14 protein-coding genes, 1 tRNA gene and 1 pseudogene are annotated in these 18,764 nt (G+C 69.0%); 12 read left to right on the top strand and 4 right to left on the bottom strand.

Annotated features, from left to right (window positions below; translation table 11 throughout):
- Positions 1–76 precede the first annotated feature (76 nt).
- From ACZ4M3_RS34065 to ACZ4M3_RS34050, 4 genes and pseudogenes are all read left to right on the top strand, one after another.
- Entirely contained in the window at positions 77–841 is a 765-nt protein-coding gene (locus ACZ4M3_RS34065; protein ID WP_467739338.1) for a TnsA-like heteromeric transposase endonuclease subunit, read from the top strand.
- Positions 838–3,080: pseudogene (locus tag ACZ4M3_RS34060) on the top strand (transposase). Before ACZ4M3_RS34065 ends, ACZ4M3_RS34060 begins: the two are co-directional and overlap by 4 nt.
- Before the next feature lie 190 nt (positions 3,081–3,270).
- Complete coding sequence (locus ACZ4M3_RS34055) at positions 3,271–4,320, top strand: AAA family ATPase (protein ID WP_467739461.1); 1,050 nt, start codon at positions 3,271–3,273, stop codon at positions 4,318–4,320.
- The gene (locus tag ACZ4M3_RS34050; protein WP_467739336.1) at positions 4,313–4,825 is read left to right on the top strand and encodes a TniQ family protein; all 513 of its coding nucleotides are present in this window, start codon (positions 4,313–4,315) and stop codon (positions 4,823–4,825) included. The genes ACZ4M3_RS34055 and ACZ4M3_RS34050 overlap by 8 nt, the downstream gene beginning before the upstream one ends.
- 117 nt (positions 4,826–4,942) lie before the next feature.
- Here ACZ4M3_RS34050 and ACZ4M3_RS34045 read toward each other — a convergent pair whose 3' ends face one another.
- Both ACZ4M3_RS34045 and ACZ4M3_RS34040 read right to left on the bottom strand, forming a co-directional pair.
- The gene (locus ACZ4M3_RS34045) at positions 4,943–5,383 is read right to left on the bottom strand and encodes a GNAT family N-acetyltransferase (RefSeq protein WP_467739334.1); all 441 of its coding nucleotides are present in this window, start codon (positions 5,381–5,383) and stop codon (positions 4,943–4,945) included.
- 150 nt (positions 5,384–5,533) lie between these two features.
- Positions 5,534–7,126, bottom strand: a complete 1,593-nt coding sequence (locus ACZ4M3_RS34040) for an ISL3 family transposase (protein ID WP_467739332.1) — start codon at positions 7,124–7,126, stop codon at positions 5,534–5,536.
- 123 nt (positions 7,127–7,249) lie between these two features.
- Between ACZ4M3_RS34040 and ACZ4M3_RS34035 the strand changes: the two genes are divergently transcribed.
- From ACZ4M3_RS34035 to ACZ4M3_RS34020, 4 genes are all read left to right on the top strand, one after another.
- Positions 7,250–7,870, top strand: a complete 621-nt coding sequence (locus tag ACZ4M3_RS34035; RefSeq protein ID WP_467739330.1) for a Mu transposase domain-containing protein — start codon at positions 7,250–7,252, stop codon at positions 7,868–7,870.
- Positions 7,867–8,622 carry an IS21-like element helper ATPase IstB gene (gene istB, locus ACZ4M3_RS34030; protein WP_467739328.1) on the top strand — a complete coding sequence of 252 codons (756 nt, stop codon included), beginning with the start codon at positions 7,867–7,869 and terminating at the stop codon, positions 8,620–8,622. Before ACZ4M3_RS34035 ends, istB begins: the two co-directional genes overlap by 4 nt.
- A 122-nt stretch (positions 8,623–8,744) precedes the next feature.
- Positions 8,745–9,065: a hypothetical protein gene (locus ACZ4M3_RS34025; protein ID WP_467739326.1), complete on the top strand. Its 321-nt coding sequence runs from the start codon at positions 8,745–8,747 to the stop codon at positions 9,063–9,065.
- 209 nt (positions 9,066–9,274) lie between these two features.
- Complete coding sequence (locus ACZ4M3_RS34020) at positions 9,275–10,048, top strand: hypothetical protein (protein WP_467739324.1); 774 nt, start codon at positions 9,275–9,277, stop codon at positions 10,046–10,048.
- Positions 10,049–10,395: 347 nt separating this feature from the next.
- Here ACZ4M3_RS34020 and ACZ4M3_RS34015 read toward each other — a convergent pair whose 3' ends face one another.
- Positions 10,396–10,599: a hypothetical protein gene (locus tag ACZ4M3_RS34015; RefSeq protein ID WP_467739322.1), complete on the bottom strand. Its 204-nt coding sequence runs from the start codon at positions 10,597–10,599 to the stop codon at positions 10,396–10,398.
- Between the two features lie 492 nt (positions 10,600–11,091).
- On the opposite strand from ACZ4M3_RS34015, the gene ACZ4M3_RS34010 reads away from it, so the two are divergent.
- The 4 genes from ACZ4M3_RS34010 to ACZ4M3_RS33995 all read left to right on the top strand — a co-directional run bounded on the left by ACZ4M3_RS34010 (position 11,092) and on the right by ACZ4M3_RS33995 (position 18,060).
- Entirely contained in the window at positions 11,092–11,463 is a 372-nt protein-coding gene (locus ACZ4M3_RS34010; protein ID WP_467739320.1) for a hypothetical protein, read from the top strand.
- Positions 11,464–12,805: 1,342 nt separating this feature from the next.
- A complete protein-coding gene (locus ACZ4M3_RS34005; RefSeq protein ID WP_467739459.1) occupies positions 12,806–17,176 on the top strand; it encodes a ricin-type beta-trefoil lectin domain protein in 4,371 nt (1,456 codons plus the stop codon).
- Positions 17,173–17,445, top strand: a complete 273-nt coding sequence (locus ACZ4M3_RS34000; protein WP_136217262.1) for a hypothetical protein — start codon at positions 17,173–17,175, stop codon at positions 17,443–17,445. The genes ACZ4M3_RS34005 and ACZ4M3_RS34000 overlap by 4 nt, the downstream gene beginning before the upstream one ends.
- Before the next feature lie 324 nt (positions 17,446–17,769).
- Positions 17,770–18,060 carry a hypothetical protein gene (locus tag ACZ4M3_RS33995; RefSeq protein ID WP_467739318.1) on the top strand — a complete coding sequence of 97 codons (291 nt, stop codon included), beginning with the start codon at positions 17,770–17,772 and terminating at the stop codon, positions 18,058–18,060.
- A gap of 149 nt (positions 18,061–18,209) precedes the next feature.
- Here the strand turns inward: ACZ4M3_RS33995 and ACZ4M3_RS33990 are convergent.
- A tRNA-OTHER gene (locus ACZ4M3_RS33990) sits at positions 18,210–18,328 on the bottom strand.
- Between the last annotated feature and the right edge of the window lie 436 nt (positions 18,329–18,764).

Here is an 18,764-nt window from a genome sequence, read left to right as displayed (position 1 = left end):
TGGGTCGGGAAGGGGAGTCGACGCCGCTGACACCGGGTCCGTCTGGTCGCATCAGTGCAGCTGGGAGGACCTTTTCGTGCCGATGGACGTCGACGCAGGCAGGTCCGGCCTGGATCTGGGCGACGGCTGGACGCGACGGTGGACGGTCTCGTGGCGGTCCGGCGGGGACGATGCGTCCTGCTGGGTGCACGACCTCGTACAGGAGCCGGTGCTCACGAGCGACCCGATGCGGCACTTCACCTGGCGCCGGGACCAGCGGCACCGTCCTGGCCTGCAGTTCCTGACCAGCACCGGCCGTCACCACGGCGCGGAGAGCCTGGAGGAGAGCCGGGTGCTGCTGGCCCTGGATTTCGCCGGCGACGTGGTCGATGTCGTCTCGCAGCCGCTGAAGATCTCCTTCACAACCTGCGGGAAACGACGCGCCCACACCCCTGACTACCTCGCGGTGACCCGCCGCGGCGTCTGGCTGATCGACGTACGCCCCGAGCCCTTGATCAAGGAGGCGGACCGGGAGTCGTTCGCCGCGGCCGCCGAGGTCGCCGTCGCCTGCGGCTGGCGCTACGCGGTGGCCGCCCGCTGGCGCGAGCATGCCTTCGCAGGGCTGGACGCGATGGCGTCGCGGCGTCGGCTGAGGTCCGATCCGCTGGGGCTCCGGCCGGTGCTGCTCGCCGAGGCCGGGGGCGGGCGGAGGTTCGGCGAGCTCGCGGCGGCGACGGGCTGCGAGCCCGTCGCCCGGGCCCAGCTGCTGCACCTGCTGTGCTCCCGGCAGCTGGGAGTCGACCTGGCCGGCCCACTGCAGGACCACTCGCTCGTGATGCTCGCCCGGGAGGCGGGCCGGTGACCGCGGCGGCGGTGCTGGACCTTTCCCCCGGCGCCGGGCTGGTGCTGGACGGGACGGAGTGGACGGTCGAGCGCCGCGAACCGCACCTGGGCCGGGTGCAGTTGGTGAAGGACGACGGCACCCGCGAGCGGATGACCTTCCGGTTCCTGGCCAACCATCCGCAGTGCCGGCCGTCGTCGCGGACGTCGGCGGTGGGGGCCGACCGGGGCCGCCAGCGCAAAGCGCCCGAGGACCTGAACGCGGGCTGGCTGGAGCTGACCGAGCTGCGGATGGCCCACCTGCTGGAAGTGGCGACCGGGTTCCGCTCCGGCGACCCGTTCCACCCGGGCCCGGGCGAGCCGAGAGCCGAGTACGACCCGGCGACCACGACGCTCACCGAGCGCCGGCACGCGAAGGTGGCGGAGCTCGCGGCCCTGGACCCTGCTCACGCGAAACTGCTGGGGCTGGGCTCGGTCGGCTACCGCACGCTGATCCGGTGGGAGAAAGCCCGCCGCCGGTTCGGGCTGGTCGGCTGCGCGGACGACCGGTGGCTGCGCCGCAGCGGCGGAACCCGGACGGTTTCAGAGGAGGTGCGGGAGGCGGTCCTGGCGGTCCGCGAGGAGACGAAGCGGATGGCGAAGGTGTCGATGCGGACCAAGGACCGCATGATCCGCCAGTACGTCCGCGAGGAGTTCGGGCCCGAGACGAAGGTGCCCAGCTACGACACCCTGCGCCGGCTCTGGCAGGAGTGGTTCGGCCCCGGCGGCGCCCGGCAGCGCTACGCGCGGTCGGCCGATCTGCCGGAGTCGGACGGGCACGTCCTGGTGCACCGGCCGGGCCAGGTCGTCGCGCTGGACACCACGGTGCTGCCGGTGATGGTCCGCGAGCACGTCTTCGGCGATCCGGTGAAGATGCACCTCACCCTGGCCCTGAACGTCTGCACGCACTCGCTGGTCGCCTTCCGGCTGACGCTGGTCTCCGACACCTCGGTGGACGTCGCGATGGTGCTGCGGGACGTGACGATGCCGCTGCCGATGCGGGCGGACTGGGGCGAGGACCTGGAATGGCCCTACCCCGGCCTGCCCGCCGCGGTGGTGGCCGAGTTCGCCGGACACGCGGTGGCCGGCCTGCCGTTCTTCACCCCGGAGACGGTGACCACCGACCACGGATCGGTCTATCGCAACCACCACCTAGTCGAGGTCGAGCGGGTGCTGGGCTGCCAGATTCTGCCTGCGCGGGTGCTGCGGCCGACCGACAAGGCCGCCGTCGAGCGGGCCTTCGGCGTGATCCGACAGCTTCTGTTCGAGCACCTGGTCGGCTACACCGGCGTCGACGTCGCCGACCGCGGGGCCGACCCGGCCGCGGACGCGGTGCTGACGGCCGACCAGCTCGAGCACCTGATCGCGACCTGGATCGTCGGCGTCTGGCAAAAGCGCAAGCTGGGCGAGTACGCCCCGGCCTGGGATCCGGACGGCTCGCACAGCCCGAACTCGCTGTTCGCGGCGTCGTTCGCGCAGACCGGCTTCGCGATGGACATCCCTTCTCCGGAACTGTTCTACGAGCTGCTGCCCGTCCACTACGTCCGCATCGACAAGCGCCGCGGGGTGAAGATCCGCGGACTTCGGTACGACGACGCCGATGTCCTGCGGGACTACCGCGGCGAGCTGTCGACGCGGGGTGGCAAGCACAAGGGCAAGTGGCTCATCCGCCGCGACCCGCGCGACCGGCGCCAGGTGTTCTTCCAGGACCCGATCAGCCATGCCTGGCACCCGCTGCCCTGGACGGGCATGCCCCGGGCCGGCCAGATGCCGGCTTTCGGGGACGCGCGGGCCAGCGCCTTGCTCGCGAAGGCTGCGGCGGCCGCGCTGAAGCCGAAGTCGGACGTCGAACTGCTGCCCGTGTTGCTGGAGCTGATCGGCTCGAACATCCCGGTCAGCAAGTGGCCGACCCAGATGAAGAAGTCCCAGCGCACCGAGCACGCCCGCGAGATGCACCAGGCCAGGGCCGCGCAGGCCGACCGGCCGCCGAGCCCGCCTGCCCCGGCTGCAGGGGAGGAGACGGCGACGGTGCTGAGCTGGCCGGGCCGGGGCGCCAGACGCAGGAAGCGGTTGCCGGGGAACGGCGCCGGCGTCGGGAGGCCGTCCGGCCCGCTCCCGTCCCGCCGCCCGAGTTGGGCCACAGCTTCCGGGCCCGCAGTGTGTTCGTGCTGCCCGAGGACGACCTGGAGGAGGACCGTGGTGGACCAGACGACGCCGGATGAGCACGCGGTCGTCCCGTTCCTGCGGGCCGGCCCGCCGCCGGACCGCACCCGCTGGGAGGGCTGGCAGCAGTGGCGGAAGATCCGCGGCACGTTCGTGCCCGCGCCGCGTCTGACGCCGGCGGACTACCAGAGCCTGAGCCCGCGACGGCGGGCTCTGCACGACCTGCATCGCACCGCGACGCACGTCAACATGCGGCTGCAGGAGACGCCGATGAGCGCGCGGGTCGCGAACCTGATGCGCGGGCGGCTGCAGAACAACGCGGTGAAGTTCATGCCCGGCACCCGCGACGGCCTGATGATCAACGGCGGCGGGTTCCAAGGCAAGACCGAGACCGCCTGCGACGCGGCCGCGTCCTTCGAGGACGTCTGGCGCGAGGTCCACCACCAGCTGCTGCCCGGCCCCACCCCCGGCACCCGGGACGTGTTCGTGCCCGTCGCCTACTGTCGCCTGCCGGTCCGCGCGACCCCCAAGGGACTCTGCAAGGCGATCTTGAACGTCTACGGCAACCCGCACCCCGGACCGCTGGACGACCTGGTCAGAGCGGTGCGGGACGCGATCCGGGACCATCACACCACCGCCCTGCTGATCGACGACATCACCCGGCTCCGGCTCCACCGCGAGGACGACCAGGACACCCTCGACCTGATCCGGGAGCTGATGGACCTCAACGTCACCCTGATCCTGATCGGCGTGGACATCCCCGGCTCCGGCCTCCTGCGCGGCGCCTACGTCGACCAGCGCACCGGACAGTGGGTCTTCCCCGACAACGTGCGGGGCGGGCGGCACAGCACCGCGGCCGCCACGCAGACGGGCCGCCGGTTCGACATGGTCGATCTCGACCCGTTCGACTACTCCACCCCGGCCGGCATCACCGCCTTCCTCGACCACCTGGCCGGCATCGAGGACCAGCTGCGGCTCCTGCGGTCCTTCGAGGGCATGCTGACCACCGGCGAGATGCCCGAGTACCTCTTCGGCCGCACCCGCGGCGTCGTCGGCCTGCTGCGGCGGCTGATCGAGGACGGCTGCACCGAGGCGATCCTCACCGGCGAAGAACGCCTCACCCCGGAACTGCTCGCGAAGACCACGATCCACCTCGGCAACCTGGACGACCTCGACCCCGGGGCCGGCGAGGTCCCCGACATCCCGCAGAACACCGCCTCGCCCACGAAGCCCCGCCGCCGACGCGGACGCAACACGGTCCTCGACGACCGCGGGAACAGGCCGGCCGCGGGTGACTGACGCGACCGCGGGCGCCGGGCCGCGGCCCTTCGGACTCGGCCTCGATCCGCTGGAGGGCGAGTCCCTGGCCGGCTTCGTCCTGCGTCTGGCCCACCGCCTGCACATCTCACCGAACGAGCTCGCCCGGCAGACCGGCCTGACCGAACAGGACCGACTCGGGCGGGCCCGAGCCTCGCTTTCGACCCTGCTGAGCCCAGCCGAGGTCAGCCGCTTCGCCCTCACCACCCGGCTGGACCCCCGCGAAGTGCGCGCGATGACGCTGGAGCCCTTCGCCTCCCGCTACCCGCCGGCGGCCCGCAGCATCGCCGACGTCCGGGCCGGGAGGGTCTACTCCATGCACACGGACCGATGGCTGTTCCCCACCACCGCCCGCTACTGCCCTCACTGCCTTGCTGGCGACGGCTCCGACATCCAGAACGCCCACGGCGGGCCCTGGCAGATCCTCTGGCGCCTGCCCGTCGTCTTCGCCTGCCCGCTGCACAAGGTGTTGTCGGCGTACAAGTGAACGTGGCTCTGACAAGATTTTCGTAGCCGGAGATCATCCCTGTGCAGTGGTCGGTCGATGGGTGCGGCTCATTTGCAGAAGCTGTTGCGTCGGCCGTGAGGGCGCGGTCTGTCCCGGTCAGGAGAGCCGCAAGTCGATCCAGGGGATGGTGTCTCCAGGCAGCAGGTATCGCTCGGTCTCGAGGAATCCGTGCTTGAGCGCGAACCGCAGTCCGTCCTCGTTGGAGGACAGGACGACGGTCTCGATCACCTCGGCCCCCAGTTGCCGGGCCCGGTTGAGCCCGCGCGCATAGAGTTCCTCGCCGAACCCCCGCCTGCGGTGAGCGGCGAGCACGCGGGCGATGACTGTGGCCGCCGGTGTTTCGTCCGTCGGCGGGCGCACCGTGCTGCAGCCCACAAGATCGTCATCGAGATACGCGATCTCCAGGTGGTTGCGCCGGGCACGTCCCCGTACCTCGTCCAGAGAGAGGGAGTGGGTAGGAATGATCACGTTGTGGGCGTACTGCCAGTCTTTGAGTGTGGCGTCGCCGTCCGGCTGCTGGATACGAAGATCAGACATTGCAGCAGGACACCCGAGGACACCTCGGACGTCAACTCCGTTGGGTGTGTCTATGTCTTCAGGTAAGTCCCTGATCAAGCCGTGAGGTCGTCGTGCTGCTGCTTGGAGGTGTCGGCGTACTGGTGGGTGTGGCTCTGTCGTAGCCGGAGATCATTCCGGGGTGAGGGTTGGCTGGTCCGCGTAGCGGCGGCGTAGGTGGGCGATCAGTACGACTCGGTGGCGGAGGAGTGGGACGCCGGCGCGGCCTGCCATGATGCGTTTCTGGAGCTTGACGTCGGTGATGCGGCCCTCGTTGACTCCGGAGTTGTAGGGGCTGGTGATCCCCTGGGCAACTGCGTGCCGGTCTTCGCGCAGGGCGGTGGCGATGCCGGCGAGGGGCAGAAGTCCGCTGTTGGTGAGGTCATCGAGCCAGGCCGGCAGCGGTGTGGCGTCGCGGGTATCGAGCATGGCGGCGAACTGACGGACCAGTTCGTGGGTGCGGTGCAGTTCCGGGCAGTGTTCGAGCAGCCGCCGCAGACGCTCCGCCGTCTGCGGGCCGTGCCGGACCGGGCTGGTGATGATCCAGCGTGCGGCTTCGCGTGGGGAGGGCGGTCGTTCGCGGGGCTCGTCCAGGGGCAGGCCGCGACGCAGCGGTGTCAGGGCCATCTTCACGCGCTGGTAGTGGCCCAGGTAGCCCTTGCCAGCGAGTTCTTGGTGGAGGATCTTGGCGCTGTGTTCACCCTCGTCCCAACGTTGCTGCAGGTAGTCGAGGTACGGATCCAAGGTTGACGGGCGGCGGGGAGGGCGGCGCATCACCTCGTGCCAGCTGCGGGCCCTGGCGTATTTACGGACGGTGCGGCGGTTCAGCCCGAGTTCGCGGGCCGTGGCACTGTAGGGGCGGCCGGCATCGGTCAGCGCGTGGATGGCCTCGAAAAGCCGCCGGGCGTGCCGGCTGGCGGGCGTGTCCTGCCCGGGTTCCGTTGTCGTCGAAGGAGGCTCCGGACCGGCTGGTTCGGAGGCGGGGAGAGCGGCTGGCAGGCAGCCGCGGTGGGCTGCGGCGACTTCCTGAACGCGCCGGGACAGGCCCTGCCACAAGTGAAAGCGGTCGCTGACCTGGACGGCGCCGGGGGCACCGTCGGCTATGCCCTGCCGGTAGGTGAGGGAGCCGTCGCGGCAGGCGATCTGAACGCCGGGATGCGCGCGGAGCCATCGGCTGAGCTGTTCGGCGTCCCGGCCCTCCCAAAGCGTAAGCGGGAGTCGGGTGGTGGCATCGACCAGGAGGGTGCCGTAGGTGTCGCCGTAGAGCGCGAAGTCGTCGACGCCCAGCACCCGGGGTGTGACCAGCGGCGGCAGCGGCATCCGCATCAGCTGGGCGAGCACGGTGCACCGCGAGAGTCTGACGTTCAGGACCCGCAGCATCCGGGCCCCGCCCCGGCCCGCCAGCACAACACCGACCGACTCGACCAGGTGCTGCAGCAGCGGCGTCCGCCGCTGGTAGCGGACGGTCAGCCCAGGCACCTGTTCGGCGAAGGTCACCTTCGGACAGGACGGGTTCTCGCAGTACAGACGGCGCACGGACAAGTCGATGCGGACCGGCCGGCCGCCGAGCGCCGCATCGGCGAGGTGCCGGACATAGCGGCTGTGGATCCAGTCGCTCAGGACACCGCACCCGCTGCATCCCACTGGGACACGGGAGCGGGTATGAGCCTCGATCACCACGGCAGGACCGGAAGTATCAGCCGAGAACACCAGCAACCCGGCCAAGTGCGGTAACAACTCTGGCAGTTCAACAGAACACACTCAAAGGCTGCCCACCCCGCAAACCCGGGCGACCGGCTGCATCGAGATGATCTCCGGCTACGAAAATCTTGGCAGAGCCACGTTCACTTGTACGCCGACAAGTGGTCGACCGCGACCGTCGGCCCGGACATCCACATCAAGGTCGGCCGCACCCTCTACTCAGTGCCCTGGAAGCTGATCGGCCGACGGGTGGACGTCCGCTCCACCGCCACCATGGTGCAGGTTTTCCACGACGGCGGGCTGGTCAAGACGCACACAGCCCTCGAGCAGGGCAAACGCACCGACGCCGGTGACTACCCACCCGAGAAGATCGCCTTCCAGATGCGGACACCGATGTGGTGCCGCAGCCAGGCGTCCGAGGTCGGCGATGCCTGCCGGGAAGTGATCGACCAGCTGCTGGAGATCAACGCGCTCTACCGGCTCCGGGCCGCCCAGGGAGTGCTGGGCTTGCGGAAGAAGTACAGCGACCGCCGTCTCGAGGCCGCCTGCGCGAAGGCCACCCTGGTCGGCGATCCGTCCTACCGGACCATCAAGGGCATCTTGGTCGCGGGCACCGAGACCGAGCCCGAGCCCGATACCGGGGACGCCGGAGCCGCAGCCTTCCTCCACGGCCCCGAGGGACTGTTCGCCGCCGACATCCCCACCCAGACATCGGGCGAGAGTCACGATCACCAGGAGGACGGCGACGCTGAGGAGGCCGCCCGGTGAGCGTGATGGACACCAGCCTGCGCGAATCACTCAAGACCTTGCGGCTGTCAGGGATGCTGGAGACCTTGGACGCCCGCCTCGCCCAGGCCCACGGCGGTGAACTCGGCCACCTCGACTTCCTCCAGGTCCTCTGCCAGGACGAGATCACCCGACGCGAGACCGTCGCATTCGAGCGCCGCCTGCGCAAGGCGAAGTTCGAGCAGCAGGTCACCTTGGAGGGCTTCGATTTCAACGCATCCCCGAAGTTGCCCGCCGCCCAGATCCGCGACCTGGCGGCACTGCGCTGGCTCCACGCCGGCGAGTCCGTAATTCTGTTCGGGCCCGTCGGGGTCGGGAAGACACACGTGGCACAGGCCCTGGGACATTTGGCCATCCGCCAGGGCGCCAACGTCCGCTTCGCCAAGACCAGCCGGATCCTGGCCGAGCTCGCCGGCGGCCACGCGGACCGCACCTGGGACCGCCGCATGCGTGAGATCGTCCGTCCCGACCTGCTGATCCTCGACGACTTCGCCATGCGTCAGATGACTGCCCCGCAGGCCGACGACCTCTATGAACTCATCTCTGAGCGGCAGGGCCGTTCCGTGATCATCACCAGCAACCGGGCGCCCAGCGATTGGTATCCGCTTTTCCCCAACCCCGTCGTCGCCGAGTCCCTCTTGGACCGGCTGATCAATGCCAGTCACCAGGTGATCATGAACGGCCCCAGCTACCGGCCCAACAAGCGCCCCAAGAACCCCAGCGACAAGCCCTGACCGCCCTGATCCATCGCGCAGGAGCGCCGATACGACTGCCAACACCGGCGCCCCTGCCTCGCTGTCCTTGCCGCGTGAGAGGCTGCCCGGCGACACCAGGACGTCGATGGAGAGCTGGCGGGATGGGTTTCGAGGGCGAAGTCTGGCGACTGACGCGGCAGGAGGTTCTGCTCGGCGAGATCGTGATCGACGAGGCCGACTTTCCCTGGCTGAACGGTCGCTTCGTTCCAACGCCGGCGTTCGGAGAGGTGAAGCCGTGGTTCGACGAGTCGCTGGCTCTGATGGAGGCGGAGAAGTACGAGCGGTTCGACGACTCCTACGACCGGATCGCGGACACCTTGTCGCTGGTGGCCCCGTCAGGGCCGGTCGCGGAGTTCCTTCTACACATCAGTGACGGTCGTGCTTGGTTCAGGTGGAGTGACGAACCATTCGATGATGTCTGAGCCCGCCAGGCCTTGGGGAATTGCGTGACCACAGCCCCTGGGGAATTACGCCGTCGTCGACAACGCACAGTGATGTGTGACTCCGTCAGGGGCGCGACATAAGCCTGAATGACCTAGCAGAGGCCTGAGTTCGCTGCCATGGCTTCGGCCACTCCCCGCCAGAAACCAGCCACCGGCCCCCCTCTACCGCGCCCGCTCGCCACCATGAGATGACCCCCCACCCGACCAACCGCCTGCCGCACGGCACGCCGAAAGGGGCCACGCACCAGATGAGCGACCCGTACGAGAGCTACGTGTTCGACCATTCCAGGGGCTGGATGAGCCTGGACATCTACTACGAGCCTGGCCTCAACGTCGCCACTCTCCACCACACCGGCCATATCTCCGTGAAGCAGGGTGACAGCCGCTACGCCGACACCTGGATCGACCGGCTTCAGGACTGCAAGCCCATCGCGCTGCACACGTTCCTCGTGGAGGACGAGAAGATCCCGGCCCTGTTCCAGCCGTGCGTCTACGACGACAAGGACAGCCCGTCCGCAGTCGGTGGCAGCGGCTGCCTGTGCCGAAAGTCCATGACCGACCCCATCACCGGCCTGCCCGTCGTCCGCGAGCACTACCGCACCCGCAGCGGCAACATCGAGAGCTGGACCTACAAGACGATCACCAGCCGCGGCTTGCCCGAGGGACGGACCGTCCGCAGCCTAATCGTCGACAAGCACGAGTTCTGGATGAGGGACGACGAATCCGAGCTCCACTTCCTGCCCCGCACCGACTCCTCCGGCTACGGCATCGGTTACGCCGGAGGCGGCCCCTACGCCCTCTGCCAGATGATCGAGCAGCTGGTCGAATCGGACGGCGCCAACTCCACCCCCGTCCGCTGGCGCGACAAGCCCAACGGGGCACTCGCCGCGTGGGCTCGCAACGATGAGATCAGCCACCAGGGCGAGTACACGATCAAGGAACTCCGCTCCATGATCCGCTAACAGTCGCGGCCCCCGTCCTCACGGCGGGGGCCGCCCGTACTTACCGTCGGTCAGTGTCATCCACCGACCCGGACTTCACGGGCGGCCGCCCCCAACACAGCGTGGCCGCCCTTGTGACTTCCGGGCCACCACACCCCTTCACACCAAGAGCAGCAGCATGCTCCCTGTGCTGGTGACTGCCACCGGTGAGTGACTGGTGACTGTCGGCGGTGAGCTTTTCGGTGAGTAGCCGAAGCCGGCCGATGACGCCTGTTCGCCGCGCACTGTGCAGGGCGGTGTGCTCCGTCGCGCACCCGGTTCTGGCCTGGGGGAGGGCGGAGTGAGTGACAGCGCACTGTGCGCTGGGATCAATCGCGGTCGCGGTCCGCGGCGGTGCCGGGGCCGAGGTCGCGCCGGCCGGTGACGGCCTGGTGGTGTTCGTCGGTGGCGGCCTGGGCGGGCGGGGCCATGTCGGTGCCCTCGGCGGCGAGTCGGGTCCGGCGCCCGCCGTGGGGTTCGGCGGCGGGTGCGGTGGGGTGGGGGCCGGTGCCCAGTGGGCGGCGCTCGGTCATGAGGTCAGTCTCCCGGCGCCCGGTCCGCCCCCGTCAACTGGGGGGAAGTCAAGGGGGAAGCCTGGGGGGAAGCCTGGGGGGAACCTGGAGGGGGAAGCCTAGGGGGAAGCTGTATTTTCGGCGGGTCTGCATTTTTCCTGGTCAGCGCCCCTTTTTTCGCTGGTGAGTAGCCGGACTTATATGTGTGGAGGGGTAGGAGGGTGCTGCGCTGGCTGGTGTTGGGCGGAGTGCCCGCAGGGCCTGGGACGTGCTGTGTGGGTCGTTACGGTGGCGTGTTCACTGGCGGCTCGGGAGGCACGGGTGCGGGTTCGGACGGGGTTACGAGCGATCGGTGCGGCGGTGGGCCTGGGCCTGGTCGTGGTGCTGGCCGGCTGCGGGAGTTCGGAGACGGACGCGAAACCGGCTGTGGGGCCGTCTGTGGCGCCCGCGTCGTCGACTGCGCCCGGATCCTCAGGCGGGGAGCGTGCGGCTGTCCTGGAGGCGTACAGGGTGATGTCGGCGGCGGAGGTCCGCTCGTACTCGGACGGGCGCCTGGGCCCGGAGTTGGAGCGCTACGCCACTCACACCGCCCTCGCGGACATCAAGTCCACGGTGTTCTGGTACCAGCAGCGGGGCACCGTGATGCGGGGCGAGCCGGTCCACTCCCCGGAGGTGACCTCGCTCGACACCACCGGGGACCCGTTGCGGGCGGTCGTCACGGACTGCGTGGACTCCAGCCACTACGACCAAGTCGACAAGCACGGCGCCCCGGCCGCCACGCCGTCCGAGCCGCGCCGCCATGTGGTGACCTCCTCGGCCCAGCGGACCCGCACGGGGCCCTGGCTGATCTACACGTCCACGATCGAGCGGGACCGCACGTGCTGAGCCGGCCCCGCCTCGACGCGGCCGGCCTCGCGGCCGGACTGCTCTGGGCGGCCGCCGCCCCGTTCGCGGTCGCGGACGGCCCCGGCGGCGTCGTCGTGTGCCCACCGCGAGACCTGGACTGCAACATCACAACTCAGGACCCGGGCAAGCCCGCCTCGGAGGCGGGCTTGCCCCCGTGTGCGATCGACGGCCGGGAGGTGCCGTGCTCCACGCCGGAGATGGGCCGGTTCAGCTCGGCGGACTCCTGCTACTGGAAACCCACCGACGGCCCGGACGGGGGCCTGCCAGCCGGGTTCGACACGGGCGCCCCGGACGGCTGGCGGCCGGGCGATCCGGGCGGGTCGCTGTACCTGGTGACCTGCCCGACCGGGGACGGCGACGTCCGCGGCGGCATCCGCTGGTCACCCACCGGCCCCGCCGACGGCGGCGTCGACGTCCAGACGCTCGCCCACCAGCCCGTCGAGCAGCTGCGCCTGGAGGGCTCGGACATCGGGATCGTGCCGTTCCCGACCGGGCGCGGCGTCGTCGGCATGTCGGTGTGGATGTGGAACCAAACGCAGCCTGCCCCACACTCATCGGGCCAGGAACCAGGCCGAACTCGCCGCCGAAACCCGCCGGTTCTTCCACCGCCGACAACGCCAGCCCCACATCGTCACCGGCTACTTCAGAGCCCCACACGTCCGCTACATCCTCGACACGTGAACCCCACGAGTTTCTGATCAATACGACTCGACCGAGGATCTCGCCCTCTGCGGGCGCGCCTGGGCAGGCCGCCGTGCACGGCCCGCAGACGCCAGCGACGTCGCCGTGCCTGGCGGTCGCAGTCGAACGCCCTCTGACCGCGCGACAACGTCTCAGATTTACCTGGTCACCTATGTTAACCGCCGGTATGGTAATCAGCGCGTAGCAGATGGCAACCACTGACCCGGTGCGCCGTCGCACGCGTCAGTGGCGGCCGGGGGATCAGTGTCGCTACGGGGGGACTCATTGTTCATGCCGCGACATCGGTTCATCAGGAGCGCCGCTTCGGTCGGCGCTGCGTGCTGCTGCTTCGGGACAGCAGGCTGACACGAGCCCTCCCTGCGTGCTCCCCGCCTGCCTTCATTTGCCATGAAGGAATGCTCTGTTGCGTCCAAAACCAGCCTTCTTCCCGCCCGGATCGCGTAGATCCGCCCTCCTCAAACCGGTCCTGACGTCAGTCGTGGCGCTGGCCGTCCTCGGTGGTCTCGCCGTGCAGCCTGCGGTGCTCGGGAACACCAAACTCCGCGCCAGCGCCGCCGGCAGCCCGTACGACTGGCTCGACGACACCGCCGCCGAGCAGTGGCGGCAGGACCAGTGCCTGATGGCCGACGTGCTGCGGCTGGGCGGTCCGGCCATGGCGCAGGTCGCCCAGGACGGTCTCAATCAGTCGCAGGACAAGCTCCACGTGCTGGCGGATCGCAATCACTGGGAGCAGACTCCGCTCGCCGCGGCGTACCAGAAGGACCGGGACGCGGCGAACGGCGCCCTGACGGCCCTGAACTCCTTGCGCGATTCGTGGCAGAAGCCACTGGCGGGCCTGACCACCCCGGCGGGTATCAATGACGCTGACTTCCACCGGCCTCCGGGTTCTCCGGGTGACGGAAAGCAGTCGTTCCACGCTCAGACCGGCCTGATCCAGTGGACCGCCGACCGGTTCTGGACCTCGGAGAGCGACTTCTACCAGGACCCCACCCCCAAGGCGGCCGGGCCGACCGTTACGGCAGTGAAAAGTTTGGGTTCGCCGCTCTACGGCAAGGACCCCGACCCGAAGACCACCCCTGCGGACCAGTGGCAGCGCGCGCTCGCGGAACGCGATGCGTTCAAGTCCCTGACGGAGTGGTCGGCGGAGCCCACGGGCGCGGACAACGCCCGCATGTTCCTGGCCTCCGGCGGCTTCCCCCGTACGGCGCCGAAGGCGGGGACGGCGGAGTACCGCATCGCGGTCGAGGACTTGAAGTCCCGGTTCGCCACCTGCGCCTGGCGCGACCCGATGGACCCGAGCAAGGTCCTCGCTGGGATCACCGACACGGCCGCCGGTGAGTGGCAGCAGGAGATCACCTCTCAGCAGACCCAGCGTAACCAGATCCTGGCCGCAAACAAGGACGCCACCCAGTCCTTGACCGCAGGTGCGAAGGCTCTGGGCGAGATGTTGGGGCACTCCTGGGTGGCCGATCACGCCGCCCGCTTCCAGGACTACTGGTCCCCCGGCGGAGCGGGCACGGTCGGCGACAACACTGCCGTGATCGAGGTCCACGCAGCCAACGGCAAGTGCCTTGACGTCGAGAACAGCGGCGCCGTGGACGGCACGCCCGTACAGGTCTACTGGTGCAACGGCACGGATGCGCAGCAGTGGTGGGTCTACGGCGATGACCACGGCCTGCACTTGCGCAACCGGAACTACAAGTGTCTGGACGTGTCGAACAACGACCCGACGAACGGCACCAAGATCCAGGTCTGGACGTGCAACAGCTCCCCGGCGCAGACGTGGGAGTACAACCTGCGCGCCACCACGAGCCTGAAGAACGTCGGCACGGGCAAGTGTCTGGACCTGCACACCTACGACGACGGCAACGACTCCAGGCTGTGGGACTGCAAAAACGGGTCCGGTCTGCAAGAGTTCGACATCAAGCCGTCCGGCACCGGCACCGTTCCGGCGCAAGCCGAGTTCGACAAGGCGAAGAAGGCCGTCGCCGACGCCCAGACCGGCGCGAAGAAGCAGCTCGAGATCCTGAAGGCGCAGGCCGCTGCGGCCAAGAAGGCCGCCACCACCAGTGACACCGCCGAGCAGGCCGCCTATGCCGTCGCCGACTCAGCCGGCGCGCCGCGCGGTCGCGGTCTGCTGGTCGGCCAGCAAAAGGCACAGGTCACCAAGGGCGCGGTAGCCGCTCTGGACGCGATGGTGAAGGCCGGCGAGACCGCCGAGGCGGCCACTCGTGCCTCCGGCGCGGACAGCGAGACCATCGCCCAGCGCGCGCTGGCGCAGGCCGCGCAGGCGAAGGCGGAGTTCCGCCGGGAGGCAGCGCACACCGCCGAACTGCAGGCCAAGGCGGCCGCGGATGCGGCCAAAACGCACCGGGACAACGCCAAGAAGGACGCGGAGACCGCCAAGTCCAAGCTTGGCGACGCGCTGAAGGCGGAGGCCGACGCCAAGGCGGCGGCGGCCAACGCCCACGCCAAGCGGCTCGCCGCCGAGGCGGAAGAGGCCACAGCGAAGAAGGAGAAAGAGACCGCCGCCGCCAAGCAGGCAGAGGCGGCAGAGCACAAGAGGAACGCGGAAGCCGAGGCGACGAAGGCCAGGGACGCCAAGGGCAAGGCCGAAGCCGCCGAAGCCACCGCGGTCGAGCGCAGAAACGGCGCCGTCAAGGCCCGGGACAACGCCAAGGCCAAGCGCGACGACGCTTGGCAGGCGGAGCAGAAGGCCGACGCCGCGCGCGCCAAGGCTGATGCCAAGGCCGCCTACGCCGCTTCCCTCGAATCGGGCTCGGAGGCCACCGCCGCACGCGCGGCCGCCAACGAGGCGGACAAGGCCGCGACCGACGCGGAGACGGCAGCCGGTAAGGCAAGGGGTGAGGCCAACGCGGCGACACAGGCGGCTGCGGACGCTGACGCGGCAGCCACCCGTGCCGAAGCGGCCGCCAAGCGGTCCCGCTCCGACGCCGACGCCGCTCAGGCCGCCAAACTGAAGGCAGACGCGGCGGTCGCCACCGCGACCAGTGCGGCCGCCGACGCGATCGCCGCCTCCCAGCACGCCGCGTCCGAGGCGAGGGCGGCCGTCGCCCTGGCCAACGAGGCAGACGGGCAGGCCAAAACCGCGAAGTCGCAGGCGGACAAGGCGAGCGTCGAGGCCGGCAAGGCCCGCACCGCTGCGGCCAAGGCGGCAGGCTACGCGTACGTGACCGCCCAGGCCGCGGTGGACGCCGGCAAGGCCGCCGCGCAGGTCGCCAAGCCCGCCAACGACGCCATCCAGCTCGGATCGCCCTACGTCACCACCGACTCCGCCGCGAGCCTGATCGTATTGACCGGGCAGGCGTCGAAGAGCATCGCCGAACAGCAGAAGGCAATCGCCGACGCCCACGCCAAGAACGCCCAGGACGAGGCCGCTGCGGCCAAGGCCCTCGCCGAGCAGGCGCAGGACGATACCAAGGCCGCCTACCAGCACGCAGCCACCGCCGCCGGGTACGCCTCGGACGCCCGCACCTACGCCAAGGAAGCTCTCGGCTACTCCGCCGACGCCGCGAAATCGGCATCCCTGGCATCAGCCTCCCTGGCTCGCAGCGTCGAGTACGCCGGCCAGGCCGCTGCGGACGCCGTGGCCGCGGACCAGGCGGCCGGACGATCGGAGGGCTACGCCAAGACCGCTCGCGACTCCGCCGACCAGGCCGCTCTCGACGCGACAGCCGCCCGCACAGCGGCAACCCAGGCGGAACAGGACGCCAAGACCGCCCGCGCCGCGGCCGACCGCGCCGCCATCGTCGCGACCGAAGCCGAGAAGGCGGCGCAGGACGCCGACAAGTACGCCAAGGAGGCGCAGGAAGCAGCCGACCGGGCCGAGAAGGCTGTCAACGCCAAGCAGATCGAGACCGGAACCGTGCCCGACGGATCCGGTGGGTCCATCGGCAACGCGTTCTACGTCATCGACCACACCGAGCAGATCGGCAAGCCCGAGACCCTGAAGAAGACGGCCGGCTGCGAAGGCTGGATCGACGCGCTCTTCTACAAGGGCGACTGCACGATGACCGTGAAGATCCGGTACAAGGCGTTCCTCGACCTGTACCTGTGCACGGCCCCGGTTTTGGACCCGTCGAAGTCCACGTGCCCTTCGAGCGAGACGACCTACCTGGGTCAGTTCCCGACCGACGAGCTGTCCCAGGAGGTCACGCACACCATCACGATCGGCGAGTACCAGGCCGGCATCGACCCGGTGGACATCCTCTTCGGGAGCTGGATCAAGTGCAGCGAGAAGTTCACTTCCGGATTTGAGCGCGGAAGCTGGGGCGGCTGTGCCTGGGCTGCCGTGGACGTCGCAAGCCTGTTCGCCGGCAAGATTCTCAGGCCCATTGCGGACGCCGTAAGGGCGGCCGATGCCGCCGTGATGACCGGCATCGGATTCGCGGACGCCTACAAGGCCCTGCGTACTCTCGGTGTATCGGAAACAGCCATTGCGGGTATCACCGGCAAGGCTTTCCAAAAGCTGCGTGAACTCTGCCTGAAGCGTACCCCGCCTGCCGGAGTGAAGAGCGGCCTGTCCGTCAAATCAGGTGAGTTCAGGGCCAAAGCGAAGGCCAGCCAGGCTGGCAACTCCCCCTGCACCGAATGGGCCAACGACTACGGCAGCCAGACTCACGGGATCATGGCCTCGATCGACAGCGATGGGATTCTGAACCTCATCGTTCTCGCCAAGGAGGGCGTCACTCCGGCTGGCAGTGAGATGATTGCCGAAGTCATGGAAAAGATTGGCGGAAACGCAAAGGGGATTCGGGGCACTTGGCTGGGCGGTGGGGACATGAAAGACAACCTGGACAGCTTCAATGCTGGCATACAGAGTCTCAAGTTGACCCGTGAGGAAGCGGCGCGACAGACGTTCACCGGCAAGATGGCCGCCAAATACGGATTCAATGGCAAAGTTGACATCGTGAAGACTGAAGGTACTATCGGCAATTACACCAAGGCTGAGGTGGTGTTCTGGAGATGAAGGACCCGAAATTGATTGCCCTGGGCGTTCGCGAGCGTGCGATGCGCGGCGATGACGCGGTGGACATCGCGTTGTGGGTGAAGGCAGAATTGGGAAGCGAAACAACTTTTTTCGCTTTTGCCAGCTGTTTCTTCCATGGATTGGGGGTTCCTGTTCATGCGATCAGGGAACTTGAGGGATGGAATGGCGTAGGGGGTAATCGGGACGTGCCGGATTCGGACGTGAGAAGGAGTTTGGATCCCTATGTCATGCCCCTAAGGCAACAGTAGTAATAAACGCGTTGGATGCCGACTGGTGAACGGCAGGACGAACACCTGACACGCGGACGCCCGGCCGGGGAGAGAATGCTCCCCGGCCGGCGGAGGTCGGCTACGGCTGGCTCACTGAACGAAGGAATAGACATGAAGAAGAATCGATTCGCCAGTTTCGGTCTCATGGCCGCACGATGATTCTGGACAACGGCCGCGTCGCCGTCGCGGAACGCGCGGTGCGCGTCTACCGCCTCCGCGCCTGCCGCCCCGGTCGTCATCCGTTCGAAGGGGGCTGGCGCACCCCCGTCCAGGCGCGGGGGCGTGGCTGGGATGCTGGGCGGAATGCCTCGTGTATGGATTGGCGTATATGCGGGTGGGGGAGCGAACAAGCCGGTCCGACCGAAACCGGGGCACGACTACGTCGAGCTGGCCAGCCCTGGACGGCTGCTGCTCGACGTGACCGGCTGGGACCCGCAAGAGATCGTCGACGGGGCGATGCTGATCTCGGCACAGGCCATACCGACCCGGACCTTGTGCTCGCCGAAGCCCGCCGCACGCGCCTGGCTCAGCCGGCTGCTCGCGGACTTCTTGGCCCTGGGCATGTCCTACGGCGGAACTGCCCACTATCGGTAGCACTCTGAGTCCCTGTCACGCTCTGACCCACCCTGCCGAACTGAGCCTCAGCGGGGGATACTCCTAGGCCAGTTTCAATCCATATCAGAAAATGAATCATAATCCGAGCCCAGGATGCTGAAGCCGGTCCCCAGCCCTGCTGAGGGTTGCAGAGTCGGCGGGATACGAACCCGCAGACCGGGGGAGACAGGCCCGTCCAGTACCCGGTCAGTCGGGTGAGAAGGGCCTTCCTCACGCCGATCGCAATGGGCCGCTCTGCCACGACTCCGCAACCAGTGGGAGCTGCTGCTCCCACTCCGAAGACGGTAGGAGGACCCACCGCGACAGAGCGACCCCTTTTCCCTGGCAGAGCCCATGACCGGCCCGAGAGCTCCGCAAGCCAGGAACCGCCCCGCACCACGTCCCCCTGCTGCCAGCGCCCGCGAAGCGGGCTGGTCCTGGAGGCGGAACCGGAAGGAGGGGGCTGGGGAGCGAAGCGGACCGGCCCAACGGGCCGGAGGCCCGGACCCCGTGAAACGGGGTCACTCAGGCCTGCGAAGCAGGCCGTTCGGAGTGGAGTGAAGCGGAACTCCGAACCCGTCCGGAGCAAAGCGAAGGACACCGGGCCGAAGGCCCGGCCATGGCTCGGCGAAGCCGAGCCTCGCCGAGCGCAGCGAGGCGGTTCGTTGGCACAGCGCGCAGCGCTGTGGGACCCGCTCCGCGGG

The organism is Streptomyces sp. NPDC026522 (genome assembly GCF_055567555.1).
The sequence above is the reverse complement of the archived record's forward strand: the minus strand, read 5'-3'. Positions and strand labels throughout refer to the sequence as shown.